The organism is Egicoccus sp. AB-alg2, assembly GCF_041821065.1.
Taxonomy (GTDB): Bacteria; Actinomycetota; Nitriliruptoria; order Nitriliruptorales; family Nitriliruptoraceae; genus Egicoccus.
Window position 1 is genome coordinate 31,350 of record NZ_JBGUAX010000009.1, and the last position, 14,747, is coordinate 46,096.

11 protein-coding genes are annotated in these 14,747 nt (G+C 72.7%); 4 read left to right on the forward strand and 7 right to left on the reverse strand.

Annotation, left to right across the window (positions count from 1 at the left end; all coding sequences use genetic code 11):
• Positions 1–36: 36 nt before the first annotated feature.
• On the reverse strand, positions 37–1,860 hold the full coding sequence (locus tag ACERM0_RS17865) for a family 10 glycosylhydrolase (RefSeq protein ID WP_373679985.1): 1,824 nt from the start codon (positions 1,858–1,860) through the stop codon (positions 37–39).
• A gap of 141 nt (positions 1,861–2,001) precedes the next feature.
• A complete protein-coding gene (locus ACERM0_RS17870; RefSeq protein WP_373679986.1) occupies positions 2,002–2,226 on the reverse strand; it encodes a hypothetical protein in 225 nt (74 codons plus the stop codon).
• A 133-nt stretch (positions 2,227–2,359) separates the two neighbouring features.
• Between ACERM0_RS17870 and ACERM0_RS17875 the strand changes: the two genes are divergently transcribed.
• From ACERM0_RS17875 to ACERM0_RS17885, 3 genes are read left to right on the forward strand one after another with little or no spacing between them, the layout of a single operon-like run.
• The gene (locus ACERM0_RS17875; protein ID WP_373679987.1) at positions 2,360–3,790 is read left to right on the forward strand and encodes an MFS transporter; all 1,431 of its coding nucleotides are present in this window, start codon (positions 2,360–2,362) and stop codon (positions 3,788–3,790) included.
• Positions 3,787–5,271 (forward strand): aspartate aminotransferase family protein, encoded by a 1,485-nt coding sequence (locus tag ACERM0_RS17880; RefSeq protein WP_373679988.1) that lies wholly within the window; start codon positions 3,787–3,789, stop codon positions 5,269–5,271. Before ACERM0_RS17875 ends, ACERM0_RS17880 begins: the two co-directional genes overlap by 4 nt.
• Positions 5,272–5,313: 42 nt before the next feature.
• On the forward strand, positions 5,314–5,547 hold the full coding sequence (locus ACERM0_RS17885) for a hypothetical protein (RefSeq protein ID WP_373679989.1): 234 nt from the start codon (positions 5,314–5,316) through the stop codon (positions 5,545–5,547).
• Between the two features lie 155 nt (positions 5,548–5,702).
• Here ACERM0_RS17885 and ACERM0_RS17890 read toward each other — a convergent pair whose 3' ends face one another.
• Genes ACERM0_RS17890 through ACERM0_RS17910 form a run of 5 tightly spaced genes read right to left on the reverse strand, consistent with a single transcriptional unit; the run spans position 5,703 to position 13,497 of the window.
• Entirely contained in the window at positions 5,703–7,625 is a 1,923-nt protein-coding gene (locus ACERM0_RS17890; protein ID WP_373679990.1) for a glycoside hydrolase family 15 protein, read from the reverse strand.
• Entirely contained in the window at positions 7,622–9,511 is a 1,890-nt protein-coding gene (locus ACERM0_RS17895) for a glycoside hydrolase family 13 protein (protein WP_373679991.1), read from the reverse strand. The genes ACERM0_RS17890 and ACERM0_RS17895 overlap by 4 nt, the downstream gene beginning before the upstream one ends.
• A 2-nt stretch (positions 9,512–9,513) precedes the next feature.
• Complete coding sequence (locus ACERM0_RS17900) at positions 9,514–10,458, reverse strand: sugar ABC transporter permease (RefSeq protein WP_373679992.1); 945 nt, start codon at positions 10,456–10,458, stop codon at positions 9,514–9,516.
• The gene (locus ACERM0_RS17905; RefSeq protein ID WP_373679993.1) at positions 10,458–12,146 is read right to left on the reverse strand and encodes an ABC transporter permease subunit; all 1,689 of its coding nucleotides are present in this window, start codon (positions 12,144–12,146) and stop codon (positions 10,458–10,460) included. Before ACERM0_RS17905 ends, ACERM0_RS17900 begins: the two co-directional genes overlap by 1 nt.
• 19 nt (positions 12,147–12,165) lie before the next feature.
• The gene (locus tag ACERM0_RS17910; RefSeq protein WP_373679994.1) at positions 12,166–13,497 is read right to left on the reverse strand and encodes an extracellular solute-binding protein; all 1,332 of its coding nucleotides are present in this window, start codon (positions 13,495–13,497) and stop codon (positions 12,166–12,168) included.
• A gap of 154 nt (positions 13,498–13,651) precedes the next feature.
• On the opposite strand from ACERM0_RS17910, the gene ACERM0_RS17915 reads away from it, so the two are divergent.
• Positions 13,652–14,680 (forward strand): LacI family DNA-binding transcriptional regulator, encoded by a 1,029-nt coding sequence (locus tag ACERM0_RS17915; RefSeq protein ID WP_373679995.1) that lies wholly within the window; start codon positions 13,652–13,654, stop codon positions 14,678–14,680.
• Positions 14,681–14,747 lie beyond the last annotated feature (67 nt).

A 14,747-nucleotide genomic window follows, 5' to 3' on the forward strand; every position in this document is an offset into this window, starting at 1 on the left:
GCCCGGCGACGGGGACTGGCCCGCCGTCGCCGGTGGTCAGCGGGTGGGTGCGTAGTGCCATCGGCTACGGGCGAGTTCGGTCCAGATCCCGCGCGAGCCGTCCTCGGTCGGCTGCTGGTAGGAGTACAGCACCGCCCCGTCGACCCGCATCGCCCGGGTGACCTGCCGGTGCACGTTCGCCGGACGGTTGAGGTAGCCGGCCGGGCCCGGCGAGACCCGGACGTCAGTTGCCGCCGCCAGGCCCCGCTCGTAGGCGATCCACTGATCGAACCACGTGCCGTCCGGTGAACGGTGCTGCCGGAAGTAGTTCATGGGGATCACCGCGTCGAGCGCCCCGTCGCGGGCCCACCCGTCCCAGTCCTGCAGCGTGGTGGTGTACGGCGCCGTGCGGGCGAAGCCCTGCCGATCGGGTGTCGCCGGGCCCTCGCCCCAGGAGATGACGGCCGCGGACAAGGTGATGTCCTTGCCGGTGGCGCGGATCGCGTTGCGGGCGGCGTTCACCAGGCGGCGGGTCTGGTCGCGCCGCCACCGCGTCCATTCGGGGTCGTTCGGGACCGGCGTGCCGGTGGCACCGGTGTCGTTGCGGTAGGCGGTCAGGGCGCGGGGGTTGTAGCCGAACTCGCGGCCGTCGTAGCGGACGTAGTCGAGGTGGATGCCGTCGACGTCGTAGTTCCGGGCGAACTCTCCGACGACGTCACCGACATGGTTGCGGACCGCCGGCACCCCGGGATCGAGGTAGTCGGTCCACGTGCCGTCGTGAGAACGCGTCACCCAGCGGTCGGCCACGGGGGCGTTGCGCCCGTGCTGCGTGTAGACCCACCCGGGCGGGGCCGGGAGGTTCGCGTACGCGGGGTGCCAGGTCGGCGCGATCGGGAACCAGGCGTGCACCTCGATGCCGCGGGCGTGCGCGACGCGGATCAGTTCGGCCAGCGCGTCGAAGTCGGGGGCGATGCCCGGATCGGGCGTGCGTGGGAGGACCGAGGAGGTGTAGTAGGCGTCGTGCCGGCGCACCATCTGGGCGATGACCACGTTCGCGTCGGCCGCGGCCAGCTCGTCGACCATCCGCCGGATGCCGGCGGCACTCTTGAGCGTCGGGTCGAACAGGTGCACCCAGGCGCCGCGCCACCGGCTGTGGTAGGCGTCGTTCGCGGTCGGTCGGCGCGTCGGCCGGGTCACCAGGTCGCGGGTCAGCAGCACGTCGGCCGAGCGGGTGACGAAGGCCGCCATCTGCTCGCGCCGCACCGGGTTCTTCGGCTCGTAGGTGGTCGGGCTGGTGCCCTGCGCGATGTCGGCGGCGACGAGGCGTCCGATGTTGTCACGGTGGACGTCGCGTGGGCTGACGTCCGTGAACGGCACCGGGCCCGGGGCAAGGGGCGAGTCGAAACCGAACTGGAAGGTCCGGGCGATGAACGAGGCCATCTGCGCCCGCGTCACGGCGTCCTCGGGGCGGAAGCGGCCGTCCGTGCCGCCCTCGACGATCCGGAGGCTCGCCAGCAGGTCGATGTCCTCTTCGAACACGTGGCCGCGCGTGTCGGGGAAGTCGGCGGACGGCACCTGGTCCGGGGCGTTGCCGGTGTTGCGCAGCAGCCGGGCCAGCATGGCCGAGGTCTGCCCACGCGAGACGTTCGCCGCGGGGTCGAAGCGGGTCGCGGTCCGGCCGTTGACCAGCCCCCACCAGGCGGCGCAGTCGACCGCGTCGCGCAGACCGGACTGGATGGTGTCGGCGAAGCGTGTGGCCGGCACGAGGTGGCTGGCACAGGCGCCGCTGCCGGTCGCCGCGACGGCGGCAGGAGCGGCGGGCAATCCGGCGCCGAGCACCGCGAGCGCCGCGAACAGGGCCAGGAGACGGAGACGCAGCATTGGCCCGACCTCCCCCGAAGGACCACGACCGTTGTATCTCCGGACGCGCCTCGAGGTGTCGGTTTCGCACGTTCTCGCCCGAGTCGGCCACGTGCCGGCCGGTCACGAGCAGCGGCCGCACGAGCCGGCCGCGTGGCCCTCCTAGGGGCTCTCCTCGAGGGCCTCCTGGGCCACCCGCTGGGCCTCCTCGAGCCGCTGCGCGTCCACGTAGATGCGCGTCCCCCAGTCCCCCGCCGACAGGACCCGGGTGAACCGCCCCGAGGTCTTGTGCCACCACAAGATGCCGGCCCGCTCCAGGGCACCGGCGACGCGTTCGGCGTTCTCGTCGGTGAACTGCCCGAGTTGCACGGTGCGGACGTCGGCCACCTGCTGGCTCCCTGGTCGCGGGCGACGACGGTGACGGTAGCGGGGGGACGTCCTTGACGGACCCGGGTGCCTCGGCAAGGGTTCGCGCTCGCGCGGCGCACCCTCGGGCCGGCGCGACCGTGGGGAGCGGGACATGACGGACGGGGCCGGCGTGCGATCGCTGTCGCGCGGGACCTACCTCGGCTACGGCGTCGGTTCCGTCGGGACCGGCATCTTCTCCACCGTGCCGGGCCTGTTGCTGCTGACCTTCCTGGTCCGACAGTTGCAGGTGCCGGCGGCCCTGGCGGGGCTGGTGATCCTGGTGCCGCGACTGTGGGACGTCGTGACCGATCCGTTCGTCGGTTCGCTGTCGGACCGCACCCGCGGCCGGTGGGGGCCGCGCCGGCCGTGGCTGCTGGCCGGAGCGCTGACGCTGCCGGTGGCCTTCGCGCTGCTGTTCCGTGTCCCGGAGCTGTCGGGGCGGTCCGCTGCCTGGTACGTGCTGGGCGTCTACGTACTCGGCACGACCGCCTTCACCGTCTTCCAGGTCCCCTACGTGGCGATGCCGGCGGAGATGACGCAGGACTACCACGAGCGCACCACCATCATCTCCTGGCGGATCGCGCTGCTGACCGTCGGGATCCTGGTCGCCGGTGGGCTGGCACCGGAGATCGTGGCCGCCGGGGGCGGTGGGCGCGACGGGTACGCACTCATGGGCCTGGCCGTCGGCGCCGTGTTGTTCGTGGCGCTGTCGGCGTGCTTCCTCGGCACCCGCCGGGCCCCGGTCATCGAGCCGGTCGAGGCAACGGCGCCCTTCCGCGCGCAACTGCGGGCGGCCGCCGGAAACCGCGCGTTCTTCGTGCTGCTCGGCTGCTTCGTCGTCCAGGCGCTGGGGATCGGTGCGATGCTGGCCGGCGTCGACTTCTTCGCGGCGTACGTGCTCGGGGATGCGGGCCAGACCTCGATCCTGTTCGCGTGCCTCGTGGGGCCGGCACTGGTGACCATGCCGCTGTGGACGTGGGTCGGCCGCCGCTTCGGCAAGCGCACCGGCTACGTGGCGTGCTCGACGGTGTTCGCCCTGGGCGGCCTGTCGCTCGTGACGGCGTCGCCCGACCGGCTGTGGCTGGTGTACATGCAGGTGTTCGTGATGGGGACCGCGTACGCCGGCACGCAACTGTTCCCCTTCGCGATGCTCCCGGACGCCATCAGCCTCGACACCGCCCGCACCGGCCTGCACCGCGCCGGTGCCTTCACCGGCATCTGGACGGCCGGCGAGAAGGGCGGCATGGCGATCGGGCCCGCCCTCTACGCGCTGATCCTGGCGGCGACCGGCTTCCTGGAGACGGAGGGCGGCACGATCGTCCAGCAGCCGGCGTCGGCGCTGACCGGCGTGCTGGTCGGCTTCACGGTCGTGCCCGCGCTGCTGGTGCTCGGCGGGCTGGTCTTCCTGCGCCGCTACGACCTCGACGCGGCCACGGTCGCGGGCTTCGCCGACGCGACGGCGCCGCCCGTGGCCCCGGCGATCGCGCCGCTGCCGGCCCCACCTGCCGACGACACGCCGCCACTCGAACAGGATGCGCCATGACGCTGCCCACCTCCGGCCTACCCCGCGAGGACGTCTTCGCGCGGCTGGCCGACATCCGAGCGCACGACCTCGACACCCGCGGTGGGCGCACCTGGGCCTACGTCTACGACAGCGGCCGCGCCGAGGTCGACGAGGTCGCCGGACAGGCCTACCTCGCGTTCCTCCACGAGAACGGGCTGGACCCGACCGTGTTCCCCAGCGTCCTGCACCTGGAGAACGACGTGGTCGCGATCGCGGCGGCGCACCTCGGCGGCGACGAACACACCGTCGGCAGCTTCACCAGCGGCGGAACGGAGAGCTGCATGCTCGCCGTCAAGGCCGCCCGCGACCGGTTCCGCGAGCGTCATGGGGCCGGGCGGACACGGATCGTGCTGCCCGACACCGCCCACGCGGCGTTCTCCAAGGCCGCCCACTACTTCGACCTCGAGGAGGTGCGGGTGCCGGTCGACCCCGTGACGTTCCGGGCCGACGTCGACGCGGTCGCCGGAGCGATCGACGCGCGCACCGCCATCGTGGTGGGGTCCGCACCGCAGTACGCCCACGGGGTCGTCGACCCGATCGAGGAACTGGCGTCGGTGACGGCACAGCGGGACGTCTGGTTCCACGTCGACGCGTGCATCGGCGGCTGGCTGCTGCCCTACGCGCGCCGCCTGGGGGTCGAGGTGCCGGCGTTCGACTTCACGGTGCCCGGCGTGACCTCGATGTCGATGGATCTGCACAAGTACGCCTACTGCCCCAAGGGCGCGTCGGTGGTGCTGTACCGCGACGCGGAGCTGCGCCGCCACCAGCTGTACGCGTGCGCGGACTGGTCGGGCTACACGGTCATCAACACCACGATGCAGTCGACGAAGTCCGCCGGGCCGCTGGCAGCGGCGTGGGCGACGCTCCACTTCGTCGGTGACGACGGCTACCTCGACATCGCCCGCCGTACGCAGCAGGCCACGCGACGGCTGGTCGACGGCATCGCCGTGATCGACGGGCTGGAGGTGCTGGGCGACCCGCCGATGAGCCTCGTCGCCGCGCAGGCGCCCGACTTCAGCGTCTTCGAGGTCGTCGACGAGATGAAGCGGCGCGGCTGGTACGTGCAACCGCAGCTCGCACACCGCGGGTCGCCGGCCAACGTGCACTTCTCCGTCACGGCCAGCTCGGCGGACGTGGTCGACGCCATGCTCGACGACCTGGCCGCGTCGTGCGAGGCGGCACGCCGCATCGAGGTGGGCGACGACACGCGCCAGTTCCTCGCGGCGTTGAGCGGGCTGGACCCGGACGCGTTCACGCCCGAGATGTACGCCGGGATGCTGCAGGCCGCCGGCCTGGGCGGTCGGGACGGCTCCGGCGGTGGTGTTGGTCTGCCCGAGGACATGGCGTCGATCAACGCGATGCTGAACGCGCTGCCGCCGGCGCTGCGCGAGAAGCTGCTGGTGGCGTTCCTGAATGAGCTGTTCCGTCCGGCCGCACCGGCGCCGGCGCCGGCAGGCTGACGGGAGCTACCGTCGCGGCCACTCCTCGACCCAGGCGCTCCCATGCTGGTACGGCTGCTCGCGACCGACGACGTGCGGCTGGTCGCGGACCCGGTGGAGACGTGGTGGGACGTGGTCGGCGGTGCGCTGGCCGGCGCGGTACCGCTGATCGTCGTCGCCGTGCTCGGCCTGCTGGTGTGGCGCTCGTTCACACGCTCGCGCGACTACCAGCGCCGGGTGCTGGACGACCCCGACGGCCGACGCGGCCGGGGACCCGACCCGGACGGTGCGGCCTGATCGCCTGAGCGGGGACCCGCCCTAGAGTCGAGCTTCCGACGCACGGTCGGCCCAGCGTCGCACCCGTGCGTCATTGGCTCGACCGTGCAGCGCTACCTCGACACGGACGGGCCGCTGAGCGTGACGCGCTGCGACGGTGGGCTCGCGGCCAGGGGTCAGCCGTGCACGGCCGAGGCGCTGCGGCGGTGCTCGGCCAGCGCGGGCGCGTCCGGCCGGCACGCGAGCACGTACATCGCGTGGCTCCACGTCAGCGGCACGATCCACGCCGGCCGGCCGGTCGCGGCGTCCACCTGCTCGGGCAGCAGCTGGGTCGAGGTGGCACTCCGCAGCGCGTACGCCAGACCGTCGGCGGGTTCGGCCGCGCCCGGTGCCCGCTGGACCAGCCCGAGCCACAGCGTCGTTAGGACCCACGGGTTGCCGTCGCGGTAGCGGTCGTCGGTGTAGCGGACGATCCCGCCGTCCGGGGCCCGCAGCTGCTCGTCGACGGCGGCGATCGTCGCGGCCATGCGCGGCTCGGTCGCGTCGAACACCCCGAACGGGTAGGCCAGCCCCAGCAGCGACACGTCGACGGTGGCGTCGAACGGGTCGACCGAGCCGACCGGGTGCTGGGCGTGCGTCGGCAGCAGCCCGTAGCAGTCCGGAACCGGATCACCGGCCTTGTCCTTGCGCGCGAGGCGGATCGAGCGCAGGTAGTGGCCATGTTCCTCCGACCACAGGTGCGTCTGGATCCCGTCCCTGACGCGCGCAGCCGCGGCCTCCCAACCCTGCCCACGATCGGCGTGGCCGGCCTGGCGGGCGATCGAGGCGGCCGCCTGCAAACCCGCCCAGGTGGCCGCGGCGGTGTAGGCGTGCAGGCCGACCCGCTCCTCCCACAGGTCCATGGAGGGTGCCGGCAGGCCGGTGACCGGGTCGAGGACCCGGACGAGCGCGTCCGCGCCGCGCTCGACCGACGGCCACAGCAGCGCGTCCAGGCCGTCGGCGTCCAACGTCGCCAGCGCCTCCCCGTAGGCGAACAGCACGGCCCCGGTCTCGTCGAGCTGCGTCCCCCACGACGGGGCGAGGCTGCCGTCGGTCCAGTTGCGCTGCAACCACAGCCCGTCGGCGCCCTGGGCCCGGACCAGCCATTGCAGCGCCGGCACTGCGAGATCGTCCCGCCCGGCCGACAGCTGCGCCAGCAGGATGAAGGCGAGGTCACGCGCCCAGACGTAGCCGTACCCGCCGGAGCGGGCGAACCACGGGTCCTGCTCGGGGGCGGCGATGACCCCACCCGTCGCCCGGTCGGCGACCATGCCGAACACCAGCTGCGAGCGGCGCTCCAGCCCTGCCAGGGCGCCGTCCACCAGCACGGGGATCGTCGCCAGGGCCTCGGCGTCGGCCGCCCGGCGTGCCGCCAGCTGCGCCGTGTGCTCACCGTTGGCGGCGGCCACCGCCAGCTCGATGGCCTGCGCGTGCGTGTCGGCGACGGCGATGGCGACGCTCACCTCGGCATGTTCGGCGTCGGCGACCAGCGCGCCCTCCACCTCGCCGTGGACGACGCCGCTGCCACGCAAGCGGCCGGCCTGCAGGTCGGCGAGCAGGTCGTCACCGTTCTGCAGCTCGCCGAGCGTGCCGGTCGCCGGCACGTTCATCGCCACCGCCAGCACGCGGTCGCGCCGGTGCAGCACCAGCGCCCCGGCCACCGGGTCGAGGTAGCCGCCACCGCCCTGCGCCTGGCCGGCCAGCTCCGGCCGCACCACGACCGCCAGCCGGCCGCGAAGCCCACGGACCTGCCGCACCAGCACCGGCCCGTCGACGGTGACGTGGTCGGTGACGACCACCTCGCCGTCGCCGACGACCGTGGTCTCCAGCACGCTGGTGTCGTCGAGGTAGCGCTGCCGGTGCCGGGCCTGGTCGTCGTCCAACCAGCGCAGCCCGTCCTCCTCGACGCCGGCCAGCCGCAGCAGGCCGAGGTGCGGGTCGTGGTCGACGTGCGGCCACCACAGCTGCTCGAGTTCACCGCGGGCGGACAGGGTGACCAGCAGGGCGCCGTCGCCGAGCACGGCGTTGGGGAACAGGTCACGTCGGGTGTAGCGCGTCATCGGCGGGGAACCTCGAGGGGCGGGTAGGAAGTCGGGGGAAGCCGCCAGACGCGTGCGACCGACCCGTCTCCGCCCGGGAGGCGCAGACGGCCGGCGGAGGCGGCCAGCGGGGGGTGGTCGAGCAAGGCCGGCGCGGCATCACCGTCGGCGAGGTGGAGCAGCGGGGCGTCGAGGTCGACCGGGTCGACGGCGGCGCGCGTGAGCTGGACCAGGACCCGCTCGTCGGGGTGCTCGCGCAGGTAGACGAGCTGGTCCTCGTCGGTGACGACCCAGCGCAGCCCACCGCGGCGCAGCGCCACCGACGCGCGGCGCAGGTGCACGAGCCGGGTCACGAACGCGAGCGTGTCCTGGTCCCAACGCTCCGGACGGTCCCACGGCATCGGGGCACGGCCGGCCTCGTTGCTGTCGCCACCGAGGCCGAGCTCGTCGCCGTAGTAGACCGACGGCACGCCGGGGAACGTCAGCATCCAGGCCAGCCCGACGTGGCGCCGGGCACGGTCCCCGGCCACCGCTGCCCACCGGGCGGTGTCGTGCGAGCCGAGCAGCGACAACGAGTGCACGACGCTGCGCCACGGCAGCTGCCCACGTACCAGGTCGAGGCCGCGGGCGACCGCCGCCCCGCCCCGCCGGGCGAGCGGGACCGGCATGCCGAGCGCGTCGACGGAGCGCTGCGGGTCCTGGAGCCAGCTCCACGCGGCGCGGGTGAAGCCGAGGTAGTCCATGGTGCCGTGCCAGCCGGCGCCCTGGAGGTCGCCCGTGGCGTCATGGCAGTGCTCGGCGAGTAGGTAGACGTCGGTGCCCCGGGCCTCGTGCATCGTGGCCAGCAGGGTGCGTTGCAGCTCGGCGGCCAGGTCCAGCGCGCCGGAGCGGCCGGCGACGTTGGCGGCGTCGACCCGCCAGCCGTCGAGCAGGAACGGCTCGCGCAGCCAACGGGCGGCGACCGAGTCGGGCCCTTCGTAGAGGTGGCGGCGCAGCGCGGAACTGCGGTGGTCGAACTTCGGCAGGCTCGGCACGCCCGCCCACGCCTGCGCCCGGCCGCCGGGGCGGTCGTGCCACAGGTAGTAGCCGGCCTCCTCGCCGTCCGGGTGGGCGCGCGCGGCGCGGAACCACGGATGCTGGTCACCGGAGTGGTTGAGGGTCAGGTCGCCGATCAGCCGCAGCCCGTTGGCGTGCAGCGCGGCAGACAGTTCGGCCAGCGCCTCGTCGCCACCCAGCAGTGGGTCGACGGTCGTGAAGTCCGATGCGCAGTAGCGGTGGTTCTCCGGCGCCGGGAACACCGGGTTGAGGTAGACGCCGGTGACGCCCAGGCGCAGCAGGTGGTCCAGCCGTTTGGTGACGCCCAGCAGGTCGCCGCCGTACAGCTGGCGCATCGACGACGGGAAGGTGGTCGCGACGGGCTCGTCCCACGCGGCCGGTTCCGCCCACGCGGGCCAGTCGACGCGCTCGGCGCCGCGGGCGAAGCGGTCGGGGAAGATCTGGTAGAGCACCTGGTCGGCGGCCCACGCGGGCGGGGGTGGGGTGGCGACCAGCGCGAAGTCCCAGGCGTCGGCCACCTCGTGGTCGACCACGCCCACCTGCGTCAACCAGCGCTGGCCGCCGGACCCGTGCAGCAGGAACCGGTACCGCGAGGTGGGGTTGACCACCTCGACGTCGGCCTCCCACAGGTCGACCGCTGCGCCCCGCAGGACCCGCCGGGCGGGCGCGAAGGCCGGCTCGGTGTCCGGCGTGGTCCGGACGTGGACCTCGTCGACGCCGGCGCCGTGCGGCACCTCGACACGGACACGGACGCGCTCACCCAGCGTCGGCACGGGCGCGGCGTGGGCCGGGTCCGTGCCGACGTGGTGGGCGGAGCCGCCGTGGTGCGGCTGGTGGAGCAGACCGGACAAGGTCAGCCCTTGACCGAGCCGCTGGTCAGGCCCGACACGATCCAGCGCTGCCCGAACAGGAACAGCAGCAGCGTCGGCAGCGAGCCGATCAGCGCGCCCGCCGTGAAGGGCCCCCACTGCTGGCCGTAGTTCTGGTCGATGAAGCGGTAGAGGCCGGTCGCCAGGGTCTGGTTGCCGTCGTCCTGTCCCAGCAGGATGCTGGCGAGGATGAACTCGTTGAACAGGAAGATGAACGACAACAGCCCGGCCACGACCAGGATCGGGGCGGACAGCGGCAGGATGATCTTCACGAAGATCTGCCCGTGGGTGGCCCCGTCGACGCGCGCGGACTCGTCGAGGTCGGTCGGGACCGTGTCGAAGAAGCCCTTCATCAGCCAGGTGTTCGTGCCCAGCGCCCCGCCGAGATAGACGAGGAACAGCCCGAGCTGCGTGCCGAAACCGATGGCCGGGAAGTAGGTCCGGACGTTGACGAGGAACAGGAAGATCGCGACGTTGGCCAGCAGCTGCGGGAACATCTGCACGAGCAGGATCGTCAGCAGCCCGACCCGCCGGCCCTTGAACCGCAGCCGCGAGAACGCGTAGGCGGCCATCGCCGACAGCATCATGTTGGCCAGCGCCGCGCCGCCGGCGATCTTCAGCGAGTTGCCCAGCCACGTCCAGTACGGCGTGACCTCGAAGAGCCGGGTGTAGTTTGCGGTCGTCACCTCGCGCGGGATCAGCTGGCTGCCCTGCAGGGTCGCCGTCGGCGACACGGAGGCGAGCAGCACGAAGTAGACCGGCATCAGCGCGAACGCCACCGCCACCAGGGCCACGAGGTAGCGCCAGCCGAGCTGCTTGAACCACCGCACGCCCTTGGGTGCGGGCGCGTACGCGGTGCGGCCCGGAGCGTCCCTGACGGCGGCGTGGTCGGTGGCCGGGACCGGCAGCGGCACGGGGTCGGCGGCCATCAGTTGATCTCCTCGAGCACCGCGGTGCGCTTGAAGCCGATGTAGCTGAACACCGCCACCAGGACGAAGATGATCGAGGACACCGCCGCCGCCAGACCGAAGTCCTGGCCCCTGCCGCTCTCGAACGCCAGCCGGTAGCTGTAGCTGATGAGGATGTCGGTGTGACCGGCCGGCGTCGGCGTACCACCGATCGGCGGCCCGCCGCCGGTCAGCAGGTAGACGACGTTGAAGTTGTTGAAGTTGAAGGCGAACGAGGCGATCAGCAGCGGCCCGACCGCGACCAGCAGCAGCGGCAGCGTGACGTTGCGGAACGCCTGCCAGCCGGACGCGCCGTCGACCCGGGCCGCCTCGGTGAGGTCGGACGGGATCGCCTGCAACGCGCCGGTGTTGATCAGGAACATGTAACCGAAGCCCAGCCACAGGTTCACCAGCAGGATGGAGAACTTCGGCAGCGCCCCGGCGAACGCCTGGCTCGACAGCCACGGCACGGACCAGTCGAACATCCGGTTGATCGGCCCGAACGACTGGTTCAGCAGGCCGCGCCAGATCAGCGCCGTCATGAACGACGGCAGCGCGTAGGGGATGATCAGCAGCGAGCGCGTGAACCGGCGCCCCTTGATGCGCGGGTCGTTGAGTGCCATGGCCAGCGCCAGGCCCATCACGAAGGTCGTGAGCATCGACAGGAACGCGAAGGCGAACGTCCACACGAACACGCGCAGGAACGGTCCCCGGATCGCCGGCGAGGTCAGCACCTGCTGGTAGTTCGTGAAGCCGACCACGTCGCGGAACCCTGGCCGCAGCGTGGAGCCGTCCTCGGCCGTGTACGTCCCCATCACCGGCTCGTAGACCAGGCCGGTGGTGGTGTCGAGGATGGTGCCGGTGCCCTCGTCGTACTCCAGCGCCGTCACCGAGACCGCGGCCGTGGTGAAGGTCTGGACGGTGATGGCGTCGGCGGCCGCGCCCTCCTCGAGGTCGGCGGCGTCGGCGTCGGTGATGGGTACGGAGAAGGCGAGGACCTCGTCCTCGCGCTGCTGCGCCTCGCCGAGCGTGAGCGGCCGGAACCGCTCACGGACGGTGATGTCGCGGCCTTCGCCGGCCACGTCGGCGTCGGTCAGCGGCTCCAGGCCGGCCTCCGTGCCGAGGAAGACGTCCCCGTCGGGATCGGTCAGCAGCAACGCCAGGGTGCCGTCGGCGTCGTCCACCAGCGGGGTCGAACGGAACCGGGTGGCGTCCTCCGGGACCCGCGTCGAGGTGGCCAGGATGCGGCCGACCGCCTGCTCCTGGGTCAGCACGTTGCCCGTGCCGTAGTTCGTGAAGCCGATGTAGGCGGTGTACAGGACCGGGTAGACCTGGAACACCAGCAACGCGATCGTGCCCGGGATCAGGAACTTCAGCGGCAGCGTGCGCTTGGACAGGTAGACCACGTCGATCGCGATGGTGGCGATCAGCACCACGGCCAGCGGCGTCCAGGCGCGGGCCGGGAGCAGCGTCGACACGGCGTACAGGCCCATGCCGTTGACGACGCCGAGGAAGACGAGCTTGCCGAACAGTCCGATCAGGCTGTTGGAGCCGAGGCGGGCGGCGAGACGGTCGGCGAAGGACTCGCGGGCGGGCCGTCGACCGTTCGGCCCCCCGGCGGGCCGGGGGGCGGTGCCCGCCCCCCGGCCTGCGGTCTGTTGCGTGCTCATCGACGCGGCATGACGCGGGTCAGCCGGCGTCGATGGCGGTGCGGATCTGGTCCGCCGCCTCCTGGAACGCCGCCTCGGGGTCGTTGCCCGAGAAGATGTTCTGGTAGGCCGCCGTCCAGGCCTCCCACACCGCGCCCATCTCCGGGATGGCCGGCATCGGGCGCCCGGTCTCACCGGCGGCGCCGAAGCCCGCGATGACCGGGTCGTCCTGGACGGACTCGAAGGCGCTCACCAGCGCCGGCGGGCGGCCACCGGCCTCGTACAGCTCGAGCTGGACCTCCTCCTGGCCGAGGTAGTCGAGGACGAAGGTGGTGGCGGCGAGGCTGTTCTCCGCGAAGGCGGACACCATGACGCCCTGCACGCCGACGAACGGGCCGGGGTCGTTGCCGTCGACCTGCGGCAGCGGCTCCACCTCGAAGTCGACGTCACCGAAGTCGCCCAGGGCCCACGGGCCGGTGATGGCGAACGGGGCGCGACCGGAGCCGAAGGTGTCGATCATGACGTCGTAGGTGACGTCGGAGTTGACGACGCCCTGGTCGGCGAGCTCACCGAAGATCTCGGCGGCGCGCAGGCCACCCTCGGAGTCGATGCCGACGTCGTCGGCGTCGTACGAGCCGGCGTCGTCCTGACCGAACACGTAGCCGCCCGCGCCGGTCACGACCCAGTAGTTGTGGAACGGGTCACCCGGGTCCTGCTGCCACGCGACCGGCAGGTCGGCGTCGCCGGCCTCGACCGCGGCCAGGCCGACCTCGACCATGTCCTCGAGCGTCTCGGCCGGCTCCGGGGCCAGCTCGGTGTTGCGCACCAGCGCGATGTTCTCGATCGAGTACGGCAGGCCGTAGTTGGTGCCGTCGTAGTTGAACGCCTGGACGGCGACGTCGAGGTACTCGCCCTCCGCGCCACCGAGGTCGAGCGGCTCGACGACGCCGTTCTCCGCCAGCTCACCGAGCCAGTCGTGCGCGCCGATGAAGACGTCCGGGCCCTGGCCCGCGGGGCCCTGGACCGAGACGAGGTCACGGATCTGGTCGAAGGGGACCTCCTGCACCGCGACGCTGATGCCCTCGGCCTGGCCGAACTCCTCGGCGAGCGGCTCCAGGATCGGGGCGCGGGTGTCGTCGGCCCAGATCACGAGGTCGGCGTCGGCGCGGGCGATCTCCTCGCCCTCGTCACCCTCGGCCGGCTCTTCTTCGGCCGGCTCTTCCTCGGCGGGTTCCTCCTCGACGGGCTCCGCGGGCTCTTCGGCCGTGGGCTCGTCGGTGGGCTCCTCGGCGGCCTGTTCCGTCCCGCCGCAGGCGGTCAGGACGAGCGCTGCGGTCGGGACGACCGCCAGCCACTTCCTCCAGCTGGTCATGCTTGGTATCTCCCCTGAGACGGGCCGGGATGGCCGGGGCACCGTGCACCGCCCTCTCCCTGCGTGGCGCGACAATAGCAAGAAGTTGCAACCAGTTGCCCAATTTTTCGAAAAGTCTTCCACGGGCGGTGGCCGATGGTCTAGAGTCGCCGCCGTGAAACCACGTCTTCGCCATGTGGCGGACCTCGCCGGGGTCAGCCAGGCAACCGTCAGCCGCGTCCTCAACGGCAAGCCGGGCGTCTCCGAGACGACCCGGCGTGAAGTGCTGCGCGCGCTCAACCAACTCGGCTACGAGCCCGTAGGCGTGGCCCGCGCGCGTCGTCGCGGCCTGGTCGGCCTGATCGTGCCGGAGCTGGACAACCCGGTGTTCCCGCGGTTCGCGCAGGCCCTGGAGTCGCGGCTCGCGGGCGAGGGGCTGACCACCGTGCTGTGCACGTCCACCCCCGCCGGCATGGTGGAGTCCGACTACCTCGACGTCCTGCTCGACCATGCGGTGGCGGGTGTCGTGATCGTGTCGGGGCTGGGCGCGGACACCACCGCCCACGACGACCACGGCCGCTACCTCGACCTGCTCGCCCGCGGTGTCGCCACGGTGCTCGTCAACGGCCGGCCGCAGGGGCTGGAGGTGCCCAGCGTCACCGTGGACCACCGGGCCGCCGCCCAGCAGGGTGTCGCCCACCTCGCCGCGCTCGGCCACCGCCGGATCGGCCTGGCGGTCGGGCCTCGGCGCTACCTGCCCAGCATCGAGCTCGCCGAGGGCTACCGGCGGGGGCTGGCCGAGGCCGGCCTTCCGACCGAGCTGGTCAGCGAGACCCTCTACGGCATCGAGGGTGGCCACGCCGCCGCGACGCAGCTGCTCGCCCGGGGGGCGACCGGCATCGTGTGCGGCAGCGACCTGATGGCGCTGGGCGCGATCCGCGCCGTGCGCGAGGCGGGGCTGCAGGTCCCGGCCGACGTGTCGGTCATCGGTTTCGACGACGCGGGCCCCAACCCCTACGTGCACCCGCCGCTGACATCGGTGCAGCAGCCGTTCGAGGCGATGGCGCAGGCGGCCGTCCAGCTGTTGAACGAGCAGCCGGTCGAGGACGGCCCGATGCCGGAGCTGCGTTTCCGCCCGGAGCTGGTCGTGCGTGCCTCGACCGGTCCGGCCCGGGTCGTCGCCCAGCAACCCGCCGGCGCCTGAGCGAGTCGTGACGCCCCTGTGTGTTGCGTTCGGAAGAAGTCGCGCTGCGTCCGTGGCGTAATGGCGG

Coding starts and splice junctions, on each gene's coding strand:
- ACERM0_RS17865 (WP_373679985.1), bottom strand. CDS start 1,860: ATGCTGCGTCTCCGTCTCCTGGCCCTGTTCGCGGCGCTCGCGGTGCTC.
- ACERM0_RS17875 (WP_373679987.1), top strand. CDS start 2,360: ATGACGGACGGGGCCGGCGTGCGATCGCTGTCGCGCGGGACCTACCTC.
- ACERM0_RS17880 (WP_373679988.1), top strand. CDS start 3,787: ATGACGCTGCCCACCTCCGGCCTACCCCGCGAGGACGTCTTCGCGCGG.
- ACERM0_RS17885 (WP_373679989.1), top strand. CDS start 5,314: ATGCTGGTACGGCTGCTCGCGACCGACGACGTGCGGCTGGTCGCGGAC.
- ACERM0_RS17890 (WP_373679990.1), bottom strand. CDS start 7,625: ATGACGCGCTACACCCGACGTGACCTGTTCCCCAACGCCGTGCTCGGC.
- ACERM0_RS17900 (WP_373679992.1), bottom strand. CDS start 10,458: ATGGCCGCCGACCCCGTGCCGCTGCCGGTCCCGGCCACCGACCACGCC.
- ACERM0_RS17905 (WP_373679993.1), bottom strand. CDS start 12,146: ATGAGCACGCAACAGACCGCAGGCCGGGGGGCGGGCACCGCCCCCCGG.
- ACERM0_RS17910 (WP_373679994.1), bottom strand. CDS start 13,497: ATGACCAGCTGGAGGAAGTGGCTGGCGGTCGTCCCGACCGCAGCGCTC.